Annotated in this window: 15 protein-coding genes; 5 read left to right on the forward strand and 10 right to left on the reverse strand. The window is 66.1% G+C overall.

Going from position 1 to position 17,478, the window contains the following annotated elements:
* A partial coding sequence (locus tag DKT77_RS03635) for a cobalamin biosynthesis protein (protein WP_238547666.1) occupies positions 1-364 on the forward strand: 364 nt, incomplete at its 5' end.
* A gap of 16 nt (positions 365-380) precedes the next feature.
* Here the strand turns inward: DKT77_RS03635 and glmS are convergent.
* Both glmS and glmU read right to left on the reverse strand, forming a co-directional pair.
* Positions 381-2,201 (reverse strand): glutamine--fructose-6-phosphate transaminase (isomerizing), encoded by a 1,821-nt coding sequence (gene glmS, locus DKT77_RS03640; protein ID WP_109810047.1) that lies wholly within the window; start codon positions 2,199-2,201, stop codon positions 381-383.
* 4 nt (positions 2,202-2,205) lie between these two features.
* The gene (glmU, locus tag DKT77_RS03645; RefSeq protein ID WP_274520043.1) at positions 2,206-3,573 is read right to left on the reverse strand and encodes a bifunctional UDP-N-acetylglucosamine diphosphorylase/glucosamine-1-phosphate N-acetyltransferase GlmU; all 1,368 of its coding nucleotides are present in this window, start codon (positions 3,571-3,573) and stop codon (positions 2,206-2,208) included.
* Between the two features lie 228 nt (positions 3,574-3,801).
* Here glmU and DKT77_RS03650 point away from each other — a divergent pair, with 228 nt between their 5' ends.
* The 3 genes from DKT77_RS03650 to DKT77_RS03660 are packed head-to-tail and all read left to right on the forward strand — an operon-like array spanning position 3,802 to position 6,899.
* Positions 3,802-4,761: a glycosyltransferase family 2 protein gene (locus DKT77_RS03650; protein ID WP_109810387.1), complete on the forward strand. Its 960-nt coding sequence runs from the start codon at positions 3,802-3,804 to the stop codon at positions 4,759-4,761.
* Positions 4,762-4,770: 9 nt separating this feature from the next.
* Complete coding sequence (locus tag DKT77_RS03655) at positions 4,771-5,601, forward strand: glycosyltransferase family protein (protein WP_109810388.1); 831 nt, start codon at positions 4,771-4,773, stop codon at positions 5,599-5,601.
* Positions 5,598-6,899, forward strand: coding sequence for a UDP-glucose dehydrogenase family protein (locus DKT77_RS03660; protein ID WP_109810389.1), 1,302 nt, complete (start codon positions 5,598-5,600; stop codon positions 6,897-6,899). The genes DKT77_RS03655 and DKT77_RS03660 overlap by 4 nt, the downstream gene beginning before the upstream one ends.
* A gap of 99 nt (positions 6,900-6,998) precedes the next feature.
* On the opposite strand, the gene DKT77_RS03665 is transcribed toward DKT77_RS03660, so the two are convergent.
* On the reverse strand, positions 6,999-7,691 hold the full coding sequence (locus DKT77_RS03665; protein ID WP_109810390.1) for a hypothetical protein: 693 nt from the start codon (positions 7,689-7,691) through the stop codon (positions 6,999-7,001).
* A gap of 546 nt (positions 7,692-8,237) precedes the next feature.
* Here DKT77_RS03665 and DKT77_RS03670 point away from each other — a divergent pair.
* Positions 8,238-9,944: a bifunctional sulfate adenylyltransferase/adenylylsulfate kinase gene (locus DKT77_RS03670; RefSeq protein WP_109810391.1), complete on the forward strand. Its 1,707-nt coding sequence runs from the start codon at positions 8,238-8,240 to the stop codon at positions 9,942-9,944.
* Between the two features lie 245 nt (positions 9,945-10,189).
* On the opposite strand, the gene DKT77_RS03675 is transcribed toward DKT77_RS03670, so the two are convergent.
* Genes DKT77_RS03675 through rfbC form a run of 7 tightly spaced genes read right to left on the reverse strand, consistent with a single transcriptional unit; the run spans position 10,190 to position 17,328 of the window.
* Positions 10,190-11,338, reverse strand: a complete 1,149-nt coding sequence (locus DKT77_RS03675) for a glycoside hydrolase family 99-like domain-containing protein (RefSeq protein WP_109810392.1) — start codon at positions 11,336-11,338, stop codon at positions 10,190-10,192.
* Positions 11,339-11,398: 60 nt separating this feature from the next.
* Positions 11,399-12,910, reverse strand: coding sequence for an oligosaccharide flippase family protein (locus tag DKT77_RS03680; RefSeq protein ID WP_238547667.1), 1,512 nt, complete (start codon positions 12,908-12,910; stop codon positions 11,399-11,401).
* 19 nt (positions 12,911-12,929) lie between these two features.
* Positions 12,930-13,982, reverse strand: coding sequence for a glycosyltransferase family protein (locus tag DKT77_RS03685; RefSeq protein WP_146204945.1), 1,053 nt, complete (start codon positions 13,980-13,982; stop codon positions 12,930-12,932).
* A 5-nt stretch (positions 13,983-13,987) separates the two neighbouring features.
* Positions 13,988-14,863 (reverse strand): glucose-1-phosphate thymidylyltransferase RfbA, encoded by an 876-nt coding sequence (gene rfbA / locus DKT77_RS03690; RefSeq protein ID WP_109809940.1) that lies wholly within the window; start codon positions 14,861-14,863, stop codon positions 13,988-13,990.
* Complete coding sequence (gene rfbD, locus DKT77_RS03695; RefSeq protein WP_109809941.1) at positions 14,860-15,723, reverse strand: dTDP-4-dehydrorhamnose reductase; 864 nt, start codon at positions 15,721-15,723, stop codon at positions 14,860-14,862. The genes rfbA and rfbD overlap by 4 nt, the downstream gene beginning before the upstream one ends.
* Positions 15,720-16,760, reverse strand: a complete 1,041-nt coding sequence (gene rfbB / locus DKT77_RS03700) for a dTDP-glucose 4,6-dehydratase (protein ID WP_109809942.1) — start codon at positions 16,758-16,760, stop codon at positions 15,720-15,722. The genes rfbD and rfbB overlap by 4 nt, the downstream gene beginning before the upstream one ends.
* A gap of 4 nt (positions 16,761-16,764) precedes the next feature.
* Positions 16,765-17,328: a dTDP-4-dehydrorhamnose 3,5-epimerase gene (gene rfbC / locus DKT77_RS03705; protein ID WP_146204935.1), complete on the reverse strand. Its 564-nt coding sequence runs from the start codon at positions 17,326-17,328 to the stop codon at positions 16,765-16,767.
* Positions 17,329-17,478 lie beyond the last annotated feature (150 nt).

Here is a 17,478-nt window from a genome sequence, read left to right on the forward strand (position 1 = left end):
GTTCGGTTTTTTTGCTGCGCGTTTGGATGATGTTCTGAACTGGTTTCCTTCGCGTCTGAGTGCGCTGGTTCTGAGTGCGGGGTTCCGGCGCGGGCCCGACATGGCCGCGCTGCGGCGCGATGCCGGGCTGCACCGGTCGCCGAATGCCGGCTGGCCCGAGGCGGCGATGGCACAGGGGCTGGGCGTGGCGCTGTCGGGTCCGCGCAGCTATGACGGGCGGATGCGGGACTTTCCCTTCGTCTGGCCGCGGGGCGCGCGCAGCCCCGGCCCGGCCGAGATCGACCGCGCCGCCGACGCGCTGTGGCGGGGCTGGAAGGTGCTGGCCGCCGCCGTGCTGCTGCTGGCCGTGCCCGCTCTGTTCTGAGCGCGGCGCCGGCCGGTCACTCCACCGTGACGGATTTCGCGAGATTGCGGGGCTGGTCCACGTCCGTGCCCTTGGCCACCGCCGTGTGATAGGCCAGAAGCTGCACCGGCACGGCATAGGCGATGGGCGCGAAGACCGGGTCCACCTGCGGCATCCGCAGCCATTTCCAGACCCCGTCGCTGGCGCGTTCCAGCCCCGGCCCGTCCGAGACCAGCAGCACCTTGCCGCCGCGCGCCATCACCTCCTGCATGTTCGACACGGTCTTGTCGAACAGCCGGTCCATCGGTGCCAGCACCACGACCGGCACGTTGGGATCGATCAGCGCGATGGGGCCGTGCTTCAGCTCGCCGCTGGCATAGCCCTCGGCATGGATGTAGCTGATTTCCTTCAGCTTCAGCGCGCCTTCCAGCGCCATCGGGAACAGCGCGCCGCGCCCCAGGAACAGCACGTCCTGCGCTTCGGCAAGCTCGGCCGCGATGCCCGCGATGTCCGAGGCCAGCGACAGCGCCTGGTTGACCGCGCCCGGCACCGCGCGCAGCGCCGCCATCACCTGCGCCATCCGGTCCTCCGTCAGCGTGCCGCGATCGGCCGCCGCGCGCACCGCCATCGCCGCCAGAACGGTCAACTGGCAGGTGAACGCCTTGGTGGAGGCCACGCCGATCTCCACCCCCGCGCGGGTCGGCAGGACCACGTCGCTTTCCCGCGCGATGGAGCTTTCGGGCACGTTCACCACCGAGGCGACCTTCACCCCCTGCCCGGCGACATGGCGCAGCGCGGCCAGGGTGTCGGCCGTCTCGCCCGACTGGCTGACGAACACCGCGAGGCTGCCCTCGGGCATCGGCGGTTCGCGGTAGCGGAACTCGGACGCGATATCGACCTCGACCGGCAGGCGGGCCAGCTGCTCGAACCAGTATTTCGCGGTCAGGCAGGCGTAGTAGGCCGTCCCGCAGGCCACCATCGTGATGCGCGACACGGCGGAGAAATCCAGCCCCTCGGGCAGGGTCACGCCCGGCGTGCCCTCGCGCAGGTATTCGGCCAGCGTGTCCCCGATGGCCAGCGGCTGTTCGCCGATCTCCTTGGCCATGAAGTACTTGTGGCCACCCTTGTCCACGAAGCTGGTGTCGGGCGCGAGGGTGCGCATCTCGCGCGCCACCGGGGTTCCGGCGGTATCCGTGATCTCGACGCCGTCGCGCGTCAGCACGGCGAAATCCCCTTCCTCGAGATAGGTCAGCCGGTTGGTCAGCGGCGCCAGCGCGATCGCGTCCGAGCCGACGAACATCTCGCCCTCGCCATGCCCGATCGCCAGCGGCGAGCCGCGCCGCGCCGCGACGATCAGGTCGGGATGCCCGTCGAACAGGAAGCACAGCGCGAACGCCCCGTCGAGCCGGTCCACCGTGCGCCGCGCGGCGGCGACCGGATCGAGGCCCTGCGCCATGTGGTGCTGCGCCAGGAGCGCGACGGTTTCGGTGTCGGTGTCGGTGCTCGAGGTCAGGCCGACCGCCGCGAGTTCGGCCCGCAGGTCGCGGAAGTTCTCGATGATGCCGTTGTGCACGACCGCCACCGGCCCGGCCCGGTGCGGGTGCGCGTTGCCCACCGTGGGCGCGCCATGCGTCGCCCAGCGGGTGTGGCCGATGCCGATCTTGCCGGGCAGCGGATCGTGCACCAGAAGGTCCGACAGTTCGACCAGCTTGCCCGCGGCGCGGCGGCGGTCCAGCCGGCTGTCCTGCAGCGTGGCGATGCCCGCGCTGTCATAGCCGCGGTATTCCATGCGCCGCAGCGCCTCGACCAGCATGGGGGCGACTTCGTGCTGCCCCAGAACGCCCACGATTCCGCACATGTCCCTACTCCGCCTTGCGGGCCAGGCCCGCCTTGATTGCCAGCAGCCGCGCGCGCAGCTTCACCGCCAGGCCCGGCTTGTTCTGCTGGCGCGCCCGTGCCAGCGCCAGCGCCTCGGCCGGCACGTCCGCGGTGATGACCGACCCGGACGCGGTCATCGCCCGGTCGCCCACGCTGACCGGCGCGACCAGCATCGTGTTCGAGCCGATGAAGGCCTCCGTCCCGACCACGGTCCGGTGCTTGAGAACGCCGTCATAGTTGCAGGTGATCGTGCCCGCGCCGATATTCGTGCCCGCGCCGATCTCGGCATCGCCGACATAGGACAGGTGGTTGACCTTCACCCCGTCTCCCAGCGCGGCGTTCTTGGTTTCCACGAAATTGCCGATCCGCGCGCCCGCGCCCAGCCTCGTGCCGGGCCGCAGCCGGGCATAGGGGCCGGCCACCGCGCCCGCGCCCACCTGTGCCCCTTCGAGATGCGAGAACGCCCGGATGCGCGCGCCCTCCGCCACCCGCACGCCGGGCCCGAACACCACGTTGGGTTCCACCACCACGTCGCGGCCGAACACGGTATCGGCGGCAAGGAACACGGTGTCCGGCGCGACCAGCGTGACGCCCGCCGCCATCACCTCGGCCCGGCGCCGGGCCTGGAACACCGCCTCGGCCCCGGCCAGTTCGGCGCGGGTGTTGATGCCCAGCGTCTCGGCCTCGTCGCAGGTGACCGCGCCGCAGCGCAGGCCGCGCGCATTGGCGATCTGCACGATGTCGGTCAGGTAGTACTCGCCCGCCGCGTTGTCGTTGCCGACCGCCGCCACCAGGTCGAACAGCGTGGCGGCGCGCGCCATGACGACGCCCGAATTGCACAGCCGCACGGCGCGCTCCGTCTCGGTCGCGTCCTTGAATTCCACGATCCGGTCCAGCCGGTCGCCATCGGTGATCAGGCGACCGTAGCGGCCCGGCTCCCGCGCCTCGAACCCCAGCACGACCACGTCGTTTCCGGCCGCGCGCGCCTCGGCCATGCGGCGCAGGGTCTGCGGGGCGATGAAGGGGGTGTCGCCGTACAGCACGACCGCGTCGCCGCCGAAATCCGCGAGCGCCGGACGGGCCTGCGCGACGGCATGGCCGGTCCCGAGTTGCCGGTCCTGGCGCACCGTGACCGCGCCCGGCGCGATGGCGCCGACCGCCGCTTCGACCCGCGCCGCGCCGTGGCCCGTCACCACGACCACCCGCTCGGGATCAAGCGCCGCCCCGGCACCAAGCGCATGCGCCAGAAGCGGCTGCGCCCCAACCTCGTGCAGAACCTTCGGAAGACCCGACAACATCCGGCTCCCCTGCCCCGCAGCAAGAACGATCAATGCCGTCCCTAGTGTCGTCACACTCGGCCCATCGATTGCGCCCACACTCAAAAGCTTCACTCAACCTGTATGACACACTATTAGCAGGTTGGCAGATACCAGTTATACACCGTCAAGAATAGCCGGATATATTTACAAGTGCAGGACTTCCGTGCGGAACCGCCGCCTTGAGTTTCCGGCCTGCAACTGCGACATTCCAAGGTGGATGTTTTGCCGAGTACCGTAAGTAGTGAGGAGTGAGAATCGTCCATGGCCATGACATTCTCGGTGATCCTGCCAACCTACAATCGCGGCGCGACGCTGATCCCGGCACTTGAATCGATCCTGTCCCAGACGCGCCCTGCCGACGAGATAATCGTCATCGACGACGGATCCGAGGAAGACCCGTCACCGCTTCTGGCGCCTTACATGGACAGGATCATCTTCCGGCGCCAACCCAATGGCGGTGTCGCGAATGCCCGCAACAACGCCGCGGCACTGGCCACCGGCGACTGGCTGAGCTTTCAGGACAGCGACGATCTGTGGGACAAGGATCACCTGCTCGTTGCCGAGCGCGACCTGTCCCGGGCGGACCCCGATGTGGTGTGCCATATCGGCGACGTGACATATGTCGGTGACGGCTATCGGGAAAGCCTGCTGGGCATCAAGAACATGACGTTCCCGTCTGACCGTGCCACGCGTCTCGACGATCCGCTGGGGCTGGTCATCTCCGGCATGACCCTGCAGGCCGCCGCCATCCGCCGCGATGTGTTCGCGCGACTGGGCGGGTTCGACGAAGAGATGCGGATGCTGTCGGATACGGCCCTGTTCTGTCTTCTGGCGCTGGAAGGGGCGTTCCTTGTCACCGGCCACAACATGGCGGACATCCTGCGCGCCGAAGGCGATACGGCGTCGATCACCAGCATGAACCGGACCAAGCGCCTCTATGCCCTCCAGATGCGCGTGCGGATCCTCGAGCCGTTGTGCGACCGCGCCCTGACCGCGGAGCAGGCCGCGCTGGTCATGCCGCGGCTGAGCGGGGCGCGCTTCCGGCTTGCCCATCAGATCGCGGCGACCGATGCGTCCGCCGCGTGGCCGCTGCTGTTTCAGGCCGCGCGCGAGCACCCTTCGCGCCTGCGAGGCTGGGGCAAGTCGGCCGTCGCCTTCGCGTTCGGACAGAAAGGATACCGATGGATGTCGCGCAGCAGCGGTATGCTGGACCGAAGCTAGGATAGCCCCATGCGCCGCGCCCTCTGCATCGTCACCGCCAGCAATGACGAGGAATGTCTGCACCGCAACCTGCTGGCGTCGGATATTGTCCGGCGACGCGGCGTGCCGGTGCATGTGGAGCGTGGGGCTCCTTCGGCGTCCATCGCGTACAATCGCGGCCTGGCGGCCACCGACGCGCCGATCGTCATCTTCGCGCATCAAGACGTCTATTTTCCGCCCGTCTTCGCGGCGGCGCTGGACCGCGTGCTGGACTGGCTCGATGCCCATGATCCGGACTGGGCGGTCCTCGCTCCGTTCGGCATGTCCGTGGACGGACGACATCTCGGCAATGTCTGGAGCACAAGCCAGAGCGGCCTTGTCGGAACCCCCGTCGACATGCCGACCCCGGTGGTCAGCTTCGACGAGATGACGATCATCCTGCGGCGGGACAGCAATATCGCCTTCGACGAAGGGCTGCCCCTCTATCATCTTTACGGCACCGATATCGTGCAGGCCGCCCGCGCTGCGGGCCATGGCGCCTATGTCGCCGACCTGCCCGTCGTTCACAACGACAGCTTTCACGGCCGCCTCGGCAGGGACTTCACCCGCGGCTACGACTACGTGCGCCGCAAATGGCGCAAGGCCCTGCCGTTGCGAACCCCGGTTCTCTGGGTGCGCTGGCACGGCCTTGACCTGCCGTGGTACCGCCTGCGGGCCCGACGCTCATTCGCGGCACGCCAGGCCAAGGCAGGAGACGAAACCGCCGATCCGAAGATCTATGCATGCGAATGCGGATGGGAAGATCTGCCACCGGCGCCGCAATCCAGGCAGAAGCGCCATTCACTGAAGGAAGATACATGAAACTCACAATGATCGGGTCAGGCTATGTCGGGCTCGTCTCGGGCGTGTGCTTTTCGGATTTCGGGCACACCGTCGTATGCGTGGACAAGGACGTTCGCAAGATCGACATGCTGGAAGCGGGGGAAGTGCCGATCTACGAGCCGGGTCTCGATGCCCTGATGGCACGCAATGTGGCGGCTGGACGGCTGTCTTTCACCACGGATCTTGCCGCGGCCCTGGAAGGCGCGGATGCGGTGTTTATCGGCGTCGGAACGCCCACGCGGCGGGGCGATGGCCATGCCGACCTGAGCTATGTCTATGCCGCGGCCGAGGAAATTGCCACGATGCTGACCGGCTATGCCGTGGTCGTGACCAAATCCACCGTGCCCGTCGGCACCAATCGCGAGGTCGGGCGGATCATCGCCGCCACGCGGCCCGACATCAGCTTCGACATTGCCTCGAACCCCGAGTTTCTGCGCGAGGGCGCCGCGATCGAGGATTTCATGCGCCCCGATCGCGTGGTTGTCGGGGTCGAAAGCGACCGTGCCCGCGCCGTGATGGCCGAGATCTACAGCCCGTTGTCGCTGCGCGACGCCCCGATCGTGTATACCGATCTCGAGTCCGCCGAGATGATCAAGTACGCCGCAAACGCGTTCCTCGCCACCAAGATCACCTTCATCAACGAGATCGCGAACCTGTGCGAGAAAGTCGGCGCCGATGTCCAGGCGGTGGCGCGGGGCATGGGAATGGACAAACGGATCGGATCCAAGTTCCTCAATTCCGGCCCGGGCTATGGCGGGTCCTGCTTTCCCAAGGACACCAACGCGCTGGCCCGGATCGGCCAGGAACATGCTGCGCCCCAGCGCATCGTGGAGCAGGTGATCGCCATCAACGATGCGCGCAAGCGGCAGATGGTCGACAAGGTGCTGGAATTGTGCGGCGGGTCGGTGAACGGCAAGCGCATCGCCGTGCTGGGCGTGACCTTCAAGCCCAACACGGACGACATGCGAGATGCCCCCGCGCTGACGATCGTGCCCGCGCTTGTCGGCGGCGGCGCCGAGGTTCATGTGGTCGATCCGCAAGGCCGCCGCGAAGGCGAGGCGCTTCTGCCGAACGTGCATTGGCAGAGCGACCCCTATGTTGCTGCAGAGCAGGCGGATGCCCTGGTGCTGCTGACGGAATGGAACGAGTTCCGCGCGCTGGACCTGCCGCGGCTGGCCCGTGCCATGCGGACCCCTGCCATGGCCGACCTGCGCAACGTCTATTCCAAGGACGATGCAGACAAGGCCGGAATGGCCTACACCTCGGTCGGCCGGTAGCCCGGCGCGCAAGGCCGGGGGCTTCCGGAGGACCGGAGGATGCGTGCCGGGGCCGTGAGCGCACGGCCCCGCACGGCCCCCCATGCGGGGGGCGGTGTGTCAGGCCGACCGGCGGCTCCGGCGGCGCAGCCCGGCCAGAAATGCGAGGCTGCCGATGGCCAGCGGCGCCGCAGCCGGAAGCGGCACGGCCGCCAGCTCGTTGCCCGCTCCCACCGGCACGACATCGGTTCTTGCGAAGCTGCGCAGGGCTATGTCCACGCTTTCGTTCGGCCCCAAGCCGAACCCCACGTATTCCGCAAAGCCGCCGTTGTCGTCGAACGGGTCGCGCACACACGGAAAGCTTGTGCAGGACACGCGCTCTTCGAAAAGCAGGTTCCCCAGGGTCGTCTCGTCGCCGTCCCCGACAGTGATGAAAACGGCAGCTTGGCTCGACACATCGTAGTCGCCTGGCTCGCCCATGAAAAAGAAGCCGTCGGCAAGGAAGATCGCGAGGGAATACTGAAACGCGAGCGAGACCTGGATATCCGTGGCAAGCGGGTTCGTGACCGTGATCCGGCGGGTGTCCTCGACACGCGGCGAATTCGTGCCGAAATTGGCGGCCCGGGCGACGCCCGAGAAAGGTCCGCCGAACTGCAGGAACACGTCCGACAGCGGGTCATCCACCGGAAACGCCCTTTCGGTTCCGCTGAACGTCCATTGCGCTTCGCTGCCCACATCCAGCCGCGCGGCCTGTGCCGATCCTGAAAGGCCACAGGCAAGTATCAGGCCGGTAAAAAACGCTTTTGCTAACATATCTCCACTCATCTTGTACTCATCTTGTTGCCGCCCCTGCCATGAAGCGTAAACAGGAAAAGACGGATGGATACAATAATCAGTGGCAGGGCCGTCCGGATGATATGCCGCTGCATGTCAGGCGACATGACAAACTGGCCCTTTGGCGACACGAGGAACTGGTCCCCTCGATGAGCCAAGAGGGACTACTGGATGACCATTCCAACGACTGAGAAGCTTCCGCGAACCGAGGGTCTGCGGAGGGACGAGATGAAGGAGCCGGACGAGCCGCGCCACCGGCGCCCCGTCGATACCGGCTTGCGGCAGGCGGCCCGGCCGGTCGGCGGTGCGCGACCCGGAAAGCTGTCCCGTTATTTCGGCACTTTGACAACGGACGGATTTGTCATGTGCCCGGATCCGGGAACGGCGACCCGGCAGGCGGCGAAAAGCAGGGCCAGATGATCGCGCGCGCCTTGCAGGCAGGGCTGGCAAGCGATTTGCTGGCTTAAAACGCGAACATCTTCCTGATATAGCCCCGGCATCGTAGCAAAATCAGGAAATAGTTCTGTGCTTTCCCAAAGTCATGCCCCGGTCCCCGAACTCTATGTCTCGCCCGACAGCGCCGAAAAGCTGAAGCGCGAGGCCGCCGAACTGCCCTCGTGGGATCTGTCGGCGCGGCAGCTTTGCGATCTCGAACTGCTGATGAACGGCGGGTTCGCGCCACTGCGCGGGTTTCTCGGGCAGGCCGATTACGACAGCGTCGTGGACACCATGCGCCTTGCGGACGGCACGCTCTGGCCGATGCCGATCACGCTCGACATATCGGAGCAATTCGCGGAAGGGCTGGAGCCGGGCCAGGACATCGCCCTGCGCGACCCGGAGGGCGTGATCCTCGCGGTGATGAACGTCACCGACAAATGGTCGCCCGACAAGGCGCACGAGGCCGAGAAGGTATTCGGCGCCGACGACCTGGCGCATCCGGCGGTCAACTACCTGCACAACACGGCCGGGCCGGTCTATCTCGGCGGGCCGCTCACCGGTCTGCAGTCGCCCGTGCACTACGATTTCCGCGCCCGCCGGGATACCCCGAACGAGCTGCGCGCCTATTTCCGCAAGCTTGGCTGGCGCAAGGTCGTCGCCTTCCAGACCCGCAACCCGCTGCACCGCGCGCACCAGGAACTGACCTTCCGCGCCGCCAAGGAGGTGCAGGCCAACCTGCTGATCCACCCGGTCGTGGGACTGACCAAGCCCGGCGATGTCGATCATTTCACCCGCGTACGCTGCTATGAGGCCGTGCTCGACCAGTATCCGGCGGCCACCACCACGATGAGCCTGCTGAACCTCGCCATGCGCATGGCCGGCCCGCGCGAAGCGGTCTGGCACGGGCTGATCCGGAAAAATCACGGGGTGACGCATTTCATCGTCGGGCGCGACCACGCGGGCCCGGGCAAGAACAGCGCGGGCGAGGATTTCTACGGTCCCTATGACGCGCAGGACCTGTTCCGCGAACATCAGGCGGAAATGGGCATCGAGATGGTGCCGTTCAAACACATGGTCTACGTTCAGGAGCGCGCGCAATACGAACCCGCCGACGAGATCGACCAGGGCGTGACCGTTCTGAACATATCGGGCACCGAACTGCGCCGCCGGCTGCGCGAGGGGCTGGAGATCCCCGACTGGTTCTCCTTCCCCGATGTCGTGAAGGAGCTGCGCCGCACCTCGCCGCCGCGGTCGCGGCAGGGCTTCACCGTGTTCTTCACGGGCTTTTCCGGCTCGGGCAAGTCCACCATCGCCAACGCGCTGATGGTCAAGCTGATGGAAATGGGCGGCCGCCCCGTGACGCTTCTGGACGGCGATGTCGTGCGCAAGCACCTGTCGTCCGAACTGGGCTTTTCAAAAGAACACCGCGATCTCAATATCCGGCGCATCGGCTATGTCGCCTCCGAGATCACCAAGAACGGCGGTATCGCGATCTGTGCGCCGATCGCGCCCTATGCCGCCACGAGGCGCGCCGTGCGCGAGGACATCGAAGCCCTGGGCGCCTTCGTCGAAATCCATGTCGCGACCTCCATCGAGGAATGCGAAAGGCGCGACCGCAAGGGGCTGTACAAGCTCGCCCGCGAGGGCAAGATCAAGGAATTTACTGGTATTTCAGATCCTTACGAGGCCCCACTCGACCCTGAGCTGCGGCTCGATACCGAAGGTACGGATGTCGATTTCTGCGCCCAGCAGGTGCTGTTGAAGCTTGAAAGCCTCGGTTTGATCTCCGCGTGATGCCGGCACCGGCCCGAGGCATCGGCAGCCATCGGCGGCGGTGCGGACGGCAATACCCGGAGGCGCCCCGGTCAGATCCTGCAGGCTTCGTGCAGGGTCATGCCCGGCCGTGGGACGCGGACCCGCCCCGGCAGATGCCGCCGGGCGGCGGTCACATCATCCGGGCGCAGAAAACCGAAAAGGTCATGGATCCTGTCAGTGCCCGAATTCGCGGGAAAGCGTGTGTCTTCGGGCGCGGCACGGGTTCAGCGCGTGCGTGAGCCGGCCTCCACACCTTCGGACACGGCTTTCAGAAACTGGTCATGGTATTTTTCACAGGGCTCCAGGTGATTGCCCTCCGCCCATTCATTCCATGCGTTGATGAACAGGAAATTCTCATCGGGTGACGGCGCTTCGAAACCGGCCACCTTTTTTTCCACCCAGTGGCGAAGAAGTTCCGGCGAGGAATTCGTGAAAATGGTGGCGCTGCCCTGGGTGCGCCGGGATGAGTTGTCCCACATCGGGCTGACGCCGGGAAATACAGTGTACGGATCTTTCGGCCGGGAGATGTCGAAATTCACGAAATCCTTGAGATCGTGCTTGATGTCTCTGGCCGGGCCGGTCTGAAATACCGACGAAAGCCGCAATGCCCGCACGGCCTTGTCCAGGATTCTCCTGCCGAGATTCACCAGCCTTCTTCCGAAGCGGCGGTTCTGCAGGCGGGTATAGTCGGCAAATGACCGCGACAACGGCTGGAATTCTATCGCGGCATCGAAGCCGACAACCTCGGGCGCATCCAGGCGGCTGCCGAGGCGGCGGTCGAACCTGCACAGATACAGCTCAAGGCCACTTTTCCGCGCCTCTTCGCGGAAAATGCGTATCATGCCTTCCAGGTCCTCGATGTGATCATCCTTGTAGATCGCAAAAACCGGCTTGCCGTCCACCCGGATGTAGCGCGGATCCTTGAAATAGGGGATCAGCGTATTGATGTGCGCCACATGGTCTTCCTGATTGTAATCCTGGGCCAGCATCACGTCGTTTTCGTCGCCTGACCAGGCGCGGTTCCAGTTCTCGTTCGCCCAGGCCAGCATGAATGGAAAATCCGGCTTGCCGGACTGGAAGACTTCCTCGAAAGGGCGTTCCAGCAGGCGCTTGCCGTTGAACCAGTAGTGATAATAGCAAAATCCGTGAATGCCGTGCTCACGCGCAAGGCGGGCCTGCTCTTCGCGCACCTCGGGCAGGCGCAGATCGTAAAAGCCCAGGTCTGCCGGAAGATGTGGTTGATAATGTCCCTTGAATTTGGGGCGTGCCTTCACGACGTTACGCCATTCCGTGAATCCCTTGCCCCACCACGCGTCATTTTCGGCAATCGGATGAAACTGGGGAAGATAGATTGCAATCGGGCGTATCTTCATGTCTCGGCTACTTTCGGATTGATGTATCGGTTTTCGTTCAAGGCGACACCTGGCCCGCACTTACCTTCGCGCAGCTGTGATGAAGACCAGTTTCAGGACATCGGCCCTGAGTTCGGCATTCGCCATGACCCGGGCCGCGAAGAGCAAGACCACAATCGCGATGCTTGCAGCGAGTTCAACGAAGTCCCCCCCGCCGACGATGGAACCACGCACTGCCGTCACCAGCACGATCGCGACCACAGCAAGCCCCAGATCAAGCAGGTATCCGCGGATCACCGTTTCAAGATCAAGATGCGTGTGCGTGATCCCGAGCCACGCGAGAACCGGCTGGCGTACAAACGTATTGCTGAGCATGAGTACCATGGCGATCAGGACGATATCCCCACCATTTCCGATCGCGTACATGGCGACACAGACAATCACCAGGCTGAGCGCGGAAATGGCCGTCAGGGAACGGCTGGCACCACTGGCAATGAGTGCCCAGTTCACCCCTTGATCAAGCGTGTTCTGGAGAAGCATCAGGCACAGCCACGCCAGGATCGGAGCGGAAGCGGCCCAGTCCTGGCCCAGCACGACCGGCACCACGATATCGGCGCAGGTGAACGCCAGCACCCCGATCGGCATCATGATCATGTTGAGCCGCGTCATCATGCGCAGGAACAGCGATCTGAACGCGGCGGGATCGTCCTGCACCCGGCTCAGCGACGACACGAAGACCGATGCGAGCGGGCTTACCGCGCGGGTCGGCAGCAGCCGTGCCAGCGTGGAACTGCGCTGATAGAGGCCTGCTTCAAGCGGCGAGTAGAGGCGCCCGATCAGGATCACCGGCAGGGCATGCGATGCCTGTTCGAGCAGGTTGGACAGCGCCACGTTTCCGCCGAAACTCAGCGCGCTGCGCGCCTCGCGCAGATCCCGCAGACGCGGCCGCGACGGCAGCCAGGGTGTATGGAAGGCGAAGATCGCCACGGTCAGGACACCCTGCAGGACCTGTTGCAGGATCACGGCCCAGTAACTCGCCCCGAGGAAGGCCGCCACGACCGCCGCCGCCACGCTGAGCGCGAAGGCCGCCAGCGCCCCGTATTCCAGCAGGCGAATGTGCATCTTGCGCCGCAGGATGGCGATGTATTGGGTCAGGATGGCGGTCATCACCACGGACAGGCCGAGAACGGCGAAGACCGGTCCGACCTCGGGCACGCCGTAGAACCGCGCCGCCGCTCCTGATCCGGCTACCAGCGCGCCGCCGAACAGGGCGCCCAGCAACAGGTTCACCCAGAACAGCGTGCTGACCAGGCGATGCGTGACTGTCGGCATCTGGACGATCGGTTGCGCCAGCCCGAATTGCGACAGGTTCATCGCGATCACCGCGATCGGCATTGCCAGCGATGCGATCCCGAATTCTTCGGGCGGGATCAGTCGCGCAAGGACGATCGTGCTGCCCAGGTGCAGCACGAGTTTCAGCCCCGCCATGGCGAGCACAAGGATCGAGGCGCGCCCGGCACGGCTTTCCATGCCGGCTTTCAAGGCGCTTACATCGAAGAACGCGTCCCTCGGGTCCGTTTGCACGGTGTTCATCTGGCAAGATCCTTTGGCGTTACGGCAGCGGAAAATCTGGCGATCTTCCCAGGCGGCCCGATACACCGTCCCGCACCGCTTGCAAGATGACTTGCGCATTTGCGGACCGCCCGCGCGCAAACGCGTGCGTGCAACCCGCCATGACCAGGACAGTCAAGTTCAGCACGAAGGGCAGGATGGCCATGCCGCGCGCCCGGTTGCGGTCCAGCACAAGCGCGTTGCGCAAGGAATAATAGAGCCGGAAGTCAGCGGGCATCGTCGCCAGGCGCACCAGCTGGCTCTGCGGCAGCGTCGGGGTCCGCTTTCCGGTCGCATTCCAGGACGCCTCGAGATCCTCGACTTCGGCGGCCCCCGCCAGGAACAGCCCGCCCGCCGCCCCGAGCCGCTCGCTGTACTCGTAGTCGTCCGCATAAAGGACGAAATCCTCTCGCGGCGGCGCGACCATTTCCATCAGCGCACGTGGCACCAGAAGCCCGCCATAGGGCACGCGGGCGATAGGCACCGCCGCGGGTGGGGTCGGAGCGGGCACCGGACTGCCCCTGGTCAGCCTGCGCCAGAGATTGCGCGGGCGCCGCCCCAGATCCATGCTGAAAGCCACTCCGGGGGCCGGGTCCGGGGCGATCCCGGTGCGCGCTGCACGCACGAGGTAGCTGCGATCGCGGCGCACCGCTGATACGGCCGCGCCCGGATGCATCGCCTGCACTGCCAGAAGGGCGGCCAGGGCGCCGGGACAGGGCAGATTGTCGTCGTCCATGAACCAGACAGCCTTGACCGTGCCAACGCTCCGTGCCGCCGAGAGCAGCCGCCCGAACCCGGCCGCCGAGCCCAGGTTCTCCGGGCTTTCCAGGATCGTCATCGACAAGCCGCGCACCGTGGTGTCGCGGGCCAGCGCATGCAGCCGTGCAAGCGGTTCTGCCTTCAGCCCGTTGGCAAGCACCATGAGGTGCCCGACCCCCTCCCGACATAGTCCTGCAACCATCTGCTCCAGAAGGTCGACACGGTCGCCGTAGGTCAGTGTCAATCCAGAAACGTCTTTGGGTGCAAGGCCGCCAGACCCGAGGTTCGACGGCATGTTCATTATTCCTCGGCCAGTCTTGCGAGGTATGCGCCGTAGTCGTTTTTTCGGTAACCCTGCGCGGCTTTCAGCAGGTCGTCGCGGCTGATCCATCCTGCGTCATGGGCGATTTCCTCGAGGCATCCGACCTGCTGTCCCTGTCGCAGGGTGAGCGTGCGCACGAAATTGCCGGCATCGAGCAGGCTGCCATGCGTTCCGGTGTCGAGCCATGCATAGCCCCGGCCCATCTGCTCGACGCTCAGCAGGCCCCTGGCGAGGTACATCTCCAGCAGGGTCGTGATCTCGAGCTCCCCGCGGTCGGAGGGTTTGACCTGCCGCGCCAGCGCGGGCGCGTCCCCGTCGAGGAAATAGAGCCCCGTCACCGCGTAGTTCGACGGCGGCACCGCCGGCTTCTCGATGATCTGGCTGGCCTTGCCGTCCGCGCCGAAGGCCACCACGCCGTAGCGTTCCGGGTCCGACACGCGGTAGCCGAAGACGGTGCCGCCCTGCGGCTTGGCATCGGCCGCCGCCAGCAGGTCCGGCAGCCCGTGCCCGAAGAAGATGTTGTCGCCGAGGCACATGGCCGACGGCGCGCCGTCCAGGAAGTCTTCGGCCAGGATATAGGCCTGCGCCAGGCCGTCGGGCGAGGGCTGGGTGATGTAGGTGATCGAGATGCCCCATTGCGCGCCGTCGCCGAGCGTGCGCTGGAACTGCGCCTGGTCGACCGGCGTCGTGATCATCGCGATCTCGCGGATGCCGGCCAGCATCAGCACCGAGATCGGGAAGTAGATCATCGGCTTGTCGTAGATCGGCAGCAGCTGTTTGGACACGCCCTGCGTGATCGGATAAAGCCGGGTGCCGGAGCCCCCGGCAAGGATGATGCCCTTGCGATCGGTCATGCGCGGTATGCTCCGAGGTCCTTGAGAATGTCGGTCAGCCCGGCGCGCCAGTCGGGGCGGGGCAGGCCGAAGACGGTCTGTGTCATGCTGTTGTCGAGCCGCGAGTTCAGCGGCCGGCGCGCGGGGGTCGGGTAGTCGCGGGTCGGGATGTCCGCGACCTCGCACTGCGTGCCCGACTGGCGGAAGATCTCGCGGGCGAAATCGGCCCAGCTGACATCCGGTCCGCCGGTCACGTGGTAGGTGCCCGTCACCGACGCATCGCGCACCAGCCGGTCCGCCACCGTCATGCAGGCATCGGCCAGCGCCGCCGCCGGGGTCGGCCCGCCGACCTGGTCGGCGACGATGGTCAGGCGGTCCCGCTCCGCCCCGAGGCGCAGCATCGTCTTCACGAAGTTGTGCCCGTGCGAGGACACCACCCACGAGGTGCGCAGGATCGCATGGGGTCCGCCCGCATCGCGCACCGCCGTCTCGCCGACGAGCTTGGTGCGCCCGTAGGCACCGAGCGGGCCGGTGGGCGCGTCGATGGAAAAGGGCTGCTCGCCGCTGCCGTCGAACACGTAGTCGGTGGACACCAGCACGACCGGCAGGCCGCGCGCGGCCGCCGCCCGGGCGATCGCGCCGGGGGTCGTGCCGTTCACCGCGAGCGCGAGGTCCTCGTCGCTTTCGGCCTTGTCCACGGCGGTATAGGCCGCCGCGATGATGATGGCATCTGCGTCGGTCTGCGCGGCCATCGCGGCGCAGGCATCGGGGTTGGTGAAATCGGCCTCGAACTCGTCGCGCACGTCCAGCACCACGTCGCCCGCGCGCCGTTGCAGTTCCAGCCCGAGCTGGCCGGACTTTCCGTAGACCAGGATCTTCATGCCTTCGCCCCGAGCCGTTCGCCAACCCCCGCCCGGCCTTGCAGCGCGCGCCACCAGTCCTCGTTGTCGAGATACCATTGCACGGTCTTCTCGAGACCCTCGTCGAGCGTCACGGACGGTCGCCACCCGAGTTCGGTGCGGATGCGGGTCGGGTCGATCGCGTAGCGCAGGTCGTGCCCCGGCCGGTCGGTCACGAAGCTGATCTGTTCGCAGTAGGCCGTGTTCTTCGGGCGCTTGGCATCGAGGATCGTGCAGATCTTGCCGACGATGTCGATGTTCTTCGCCTCGTTCTCGCCGCCGATGTTGTAGGTCCGGCCGGTCCTGCCGTTTTCCAGAACGCACAGCAGCGCGTCGGCGTGGTCTTCCACGTAAAGCCAGTCGCGCACGTTCTCGCCCTTGCCGTAGACCGGGATCGGCTCTCCGGCCAGCGCCTTGAGGATGACGACCGGGATCAGCTTCTCGGGGAAATGGTAGGGGCCGTAATTGTTGGAGCAGTTGGTCAGCACGAAGGGCAGGCCATAGGTCTCGCCCCAGGCCCGCACCAGGTGGTCGGACGCCGCCTTGCTGGCCGAATAGGGCGAGTTCGGGGCGTAGGGCGTGTCCTCGGTGAACTGTCCGGTCGCGCCGAGCGTGCCGTAGACCTCGTCGGTGGAGATGTGGTGGAACCGGAAGGTGTCGGGCCGACCGGCCTCCACCCAGTAGGCGCGTGCCGCGTTCAGCATCTCGTAGGTGCCGTTCACGTTGGTTTCGATGAAGGCGCCGGGCCCGTCGATCGACCGGTCCACGTGGCTTTCCGCGGCCAGGTGCATCACCTTGTCGGGCCGGTGCTGCGCGAAGATCCGCGCCAGCGCCGCGCCGTCGCGGATATCGGCCTTCTCGAAGGCGTAAAGCGGGCTGTCGGCGACCGGCGCCACGTTGTCGAGGCAGGCGGCATAGGTCAGCGCATCGAGGTTCACGACCTCGTGGCCGCGCGCCACGGCCAGCCGGACGACGGCGGACCCGATGAACCCGGCACCGCCGGTGACAAGTATCTTCATGGCTTCAGTCCTCGTAGACAAACGGACTGTCAAAGTCCTTGAGAAGGGGCGCGGCGGCATCCTTGGCGGACAGGATCGCGGCGGCCGGATCGACGCCCCAGTCGATGTCGAGGTCCGGATCGTCGAAGCGCACGGCGCCGTCGCACTCCGGCGCGTAATAGTCGGAGCACTTGTACAGAAGCTCGCTGTCCGGTTCGAGAACCGAGAAGCCGTGCAGGAAGCCCTTGGGAATGAACAGCTGGTTGCCGACCTCGGCCGACAGCTCCACCGCGACCCACTTGCCGTAATGCGGCGAGCCGCGCCGGATATCCACCGCGACATCCTTCACCCGCCCGGCCCCGACGCGGACCAGCTTGTCCTGCGCATGGGGCGGGGCCTGGAAATGCAGCCCGCGCACGACGCCGACCTGCCGGGACAGCGAATGGTTGTCCTGCACGAAGGGGACATCCACCCCGTGCGCGGCCATGACCTCGCGGTTGTACACCTCGGAAAAGAAGCCCCGGTCATCCCCGAAACGCCGCGGCGTCAGGAGAAGGACGCCAGGCAGTTCCGTCAACTCGACTTGCACCACACAAAACCCCTGCTTGATCTCAACCTTCGCAGGTCTTGTAGCGAAACGACCGCGAAAGGTCACATCGCAATTTCGGCGCACTCCGCACCGCAACGAGAACCGCGACCTTTCCGCACTCCGCAAGACATCCAAAAAAATCCAGGGCCT

The organism is Meridianimarinicoccus roseus (assembly GCF_003172915.1).
GTDB lineage: Bacteria > Pseudomonadota > Alphaproteobacteria > Rhodobacterales > Rhodobacteraceae > Meridianimarinicoccus > Meridianimarinicoccus roseus.

What these genes read in the sequence shown, in the direction of transcription:
- DKT77_RS03680 (WP_238547667.1), bottom strand. Translation starts at nt 12,910, where the DNA reads ATGAACACCGTGCAAACGGACCCGAGGGACGCGTTCTTCGATGTAAGC.
- glmS (WP_109810047.1), bottom strand. Translation starts at nt 2,201, where the DNA reads ATGTGCGGAATCGTGGGCGTTCTGGGGCAGCACGAAGTCGCCCCCATG.
- DKT77_RS03660 (WP_109810389.1), top strand. Translation starts at nt 5,598, where the DNA reads ATGAAACTCACAATGATCGGGTCAGGCTATGTCGGGCTCGTCTCGGGC.
- DKT77_RS03685 (WP_146204945.1), bottom strand. Translation starts at nt 13,982, where the DNA reads ATGCCGTCGAACCTCGGGTCTGGCGGCCTTGCACCCAAAGACGTTTCT.
- rfbA (WP_109809940.1), bottom strand. Translation starts at nt 14,863, where the DNA reads ATGACCGATCGCAAGGGCATCATCCTTGCCGGGGGCTCCGGCACCCGG.
- rfbB (WP_109809942.1), bottom strand. Translation starts at nt 16,760, where the DNA reads ATGAAGATACTTGTCACCGGCGGTGCCGGGTTCATCGGGTCCGCCGTC.
- DKT77_RS03655 (WP_109810388.1), top strand. Translation starts at nt 4,771, where the DNA reads ATGCGCCGCGCCCTCTGCATCGTCACCGCCAGCAATGACGAGGAATGT.
- rfbD (WP_109809941.1), bottom strand. Translation starts at nt 15,723, where the DNA reads ATGAAGATCCTGGTCTACGGAAAGTCCGGCCAGCTCGGGCTGGAACTG.
- DKT77_RS03675 (WP_109810392.1), bottom strand. Translation starts at nt 11,338, where the DNA reads ATGAAGATACGCCCGATTGCAATCTATCTTCCCCAGTTTCATCCGATT.
- DKT77_RS03665 (WP_109810390.1), bottom strand. Translation starts at nt 7,691, where the DNA reads ATGTTAGCAAAAGCGTTTTTTACCGGCCTGATACTTGCCTGTGGCCTT.
- DKT77_RS03650 (WP_109810387.1), top strand. Translation starts at nt 3,802, where the DNA reads ATGGCCATGACATTCTCGGTGATCCTGCCAACCTACAATCGCGGCGCG.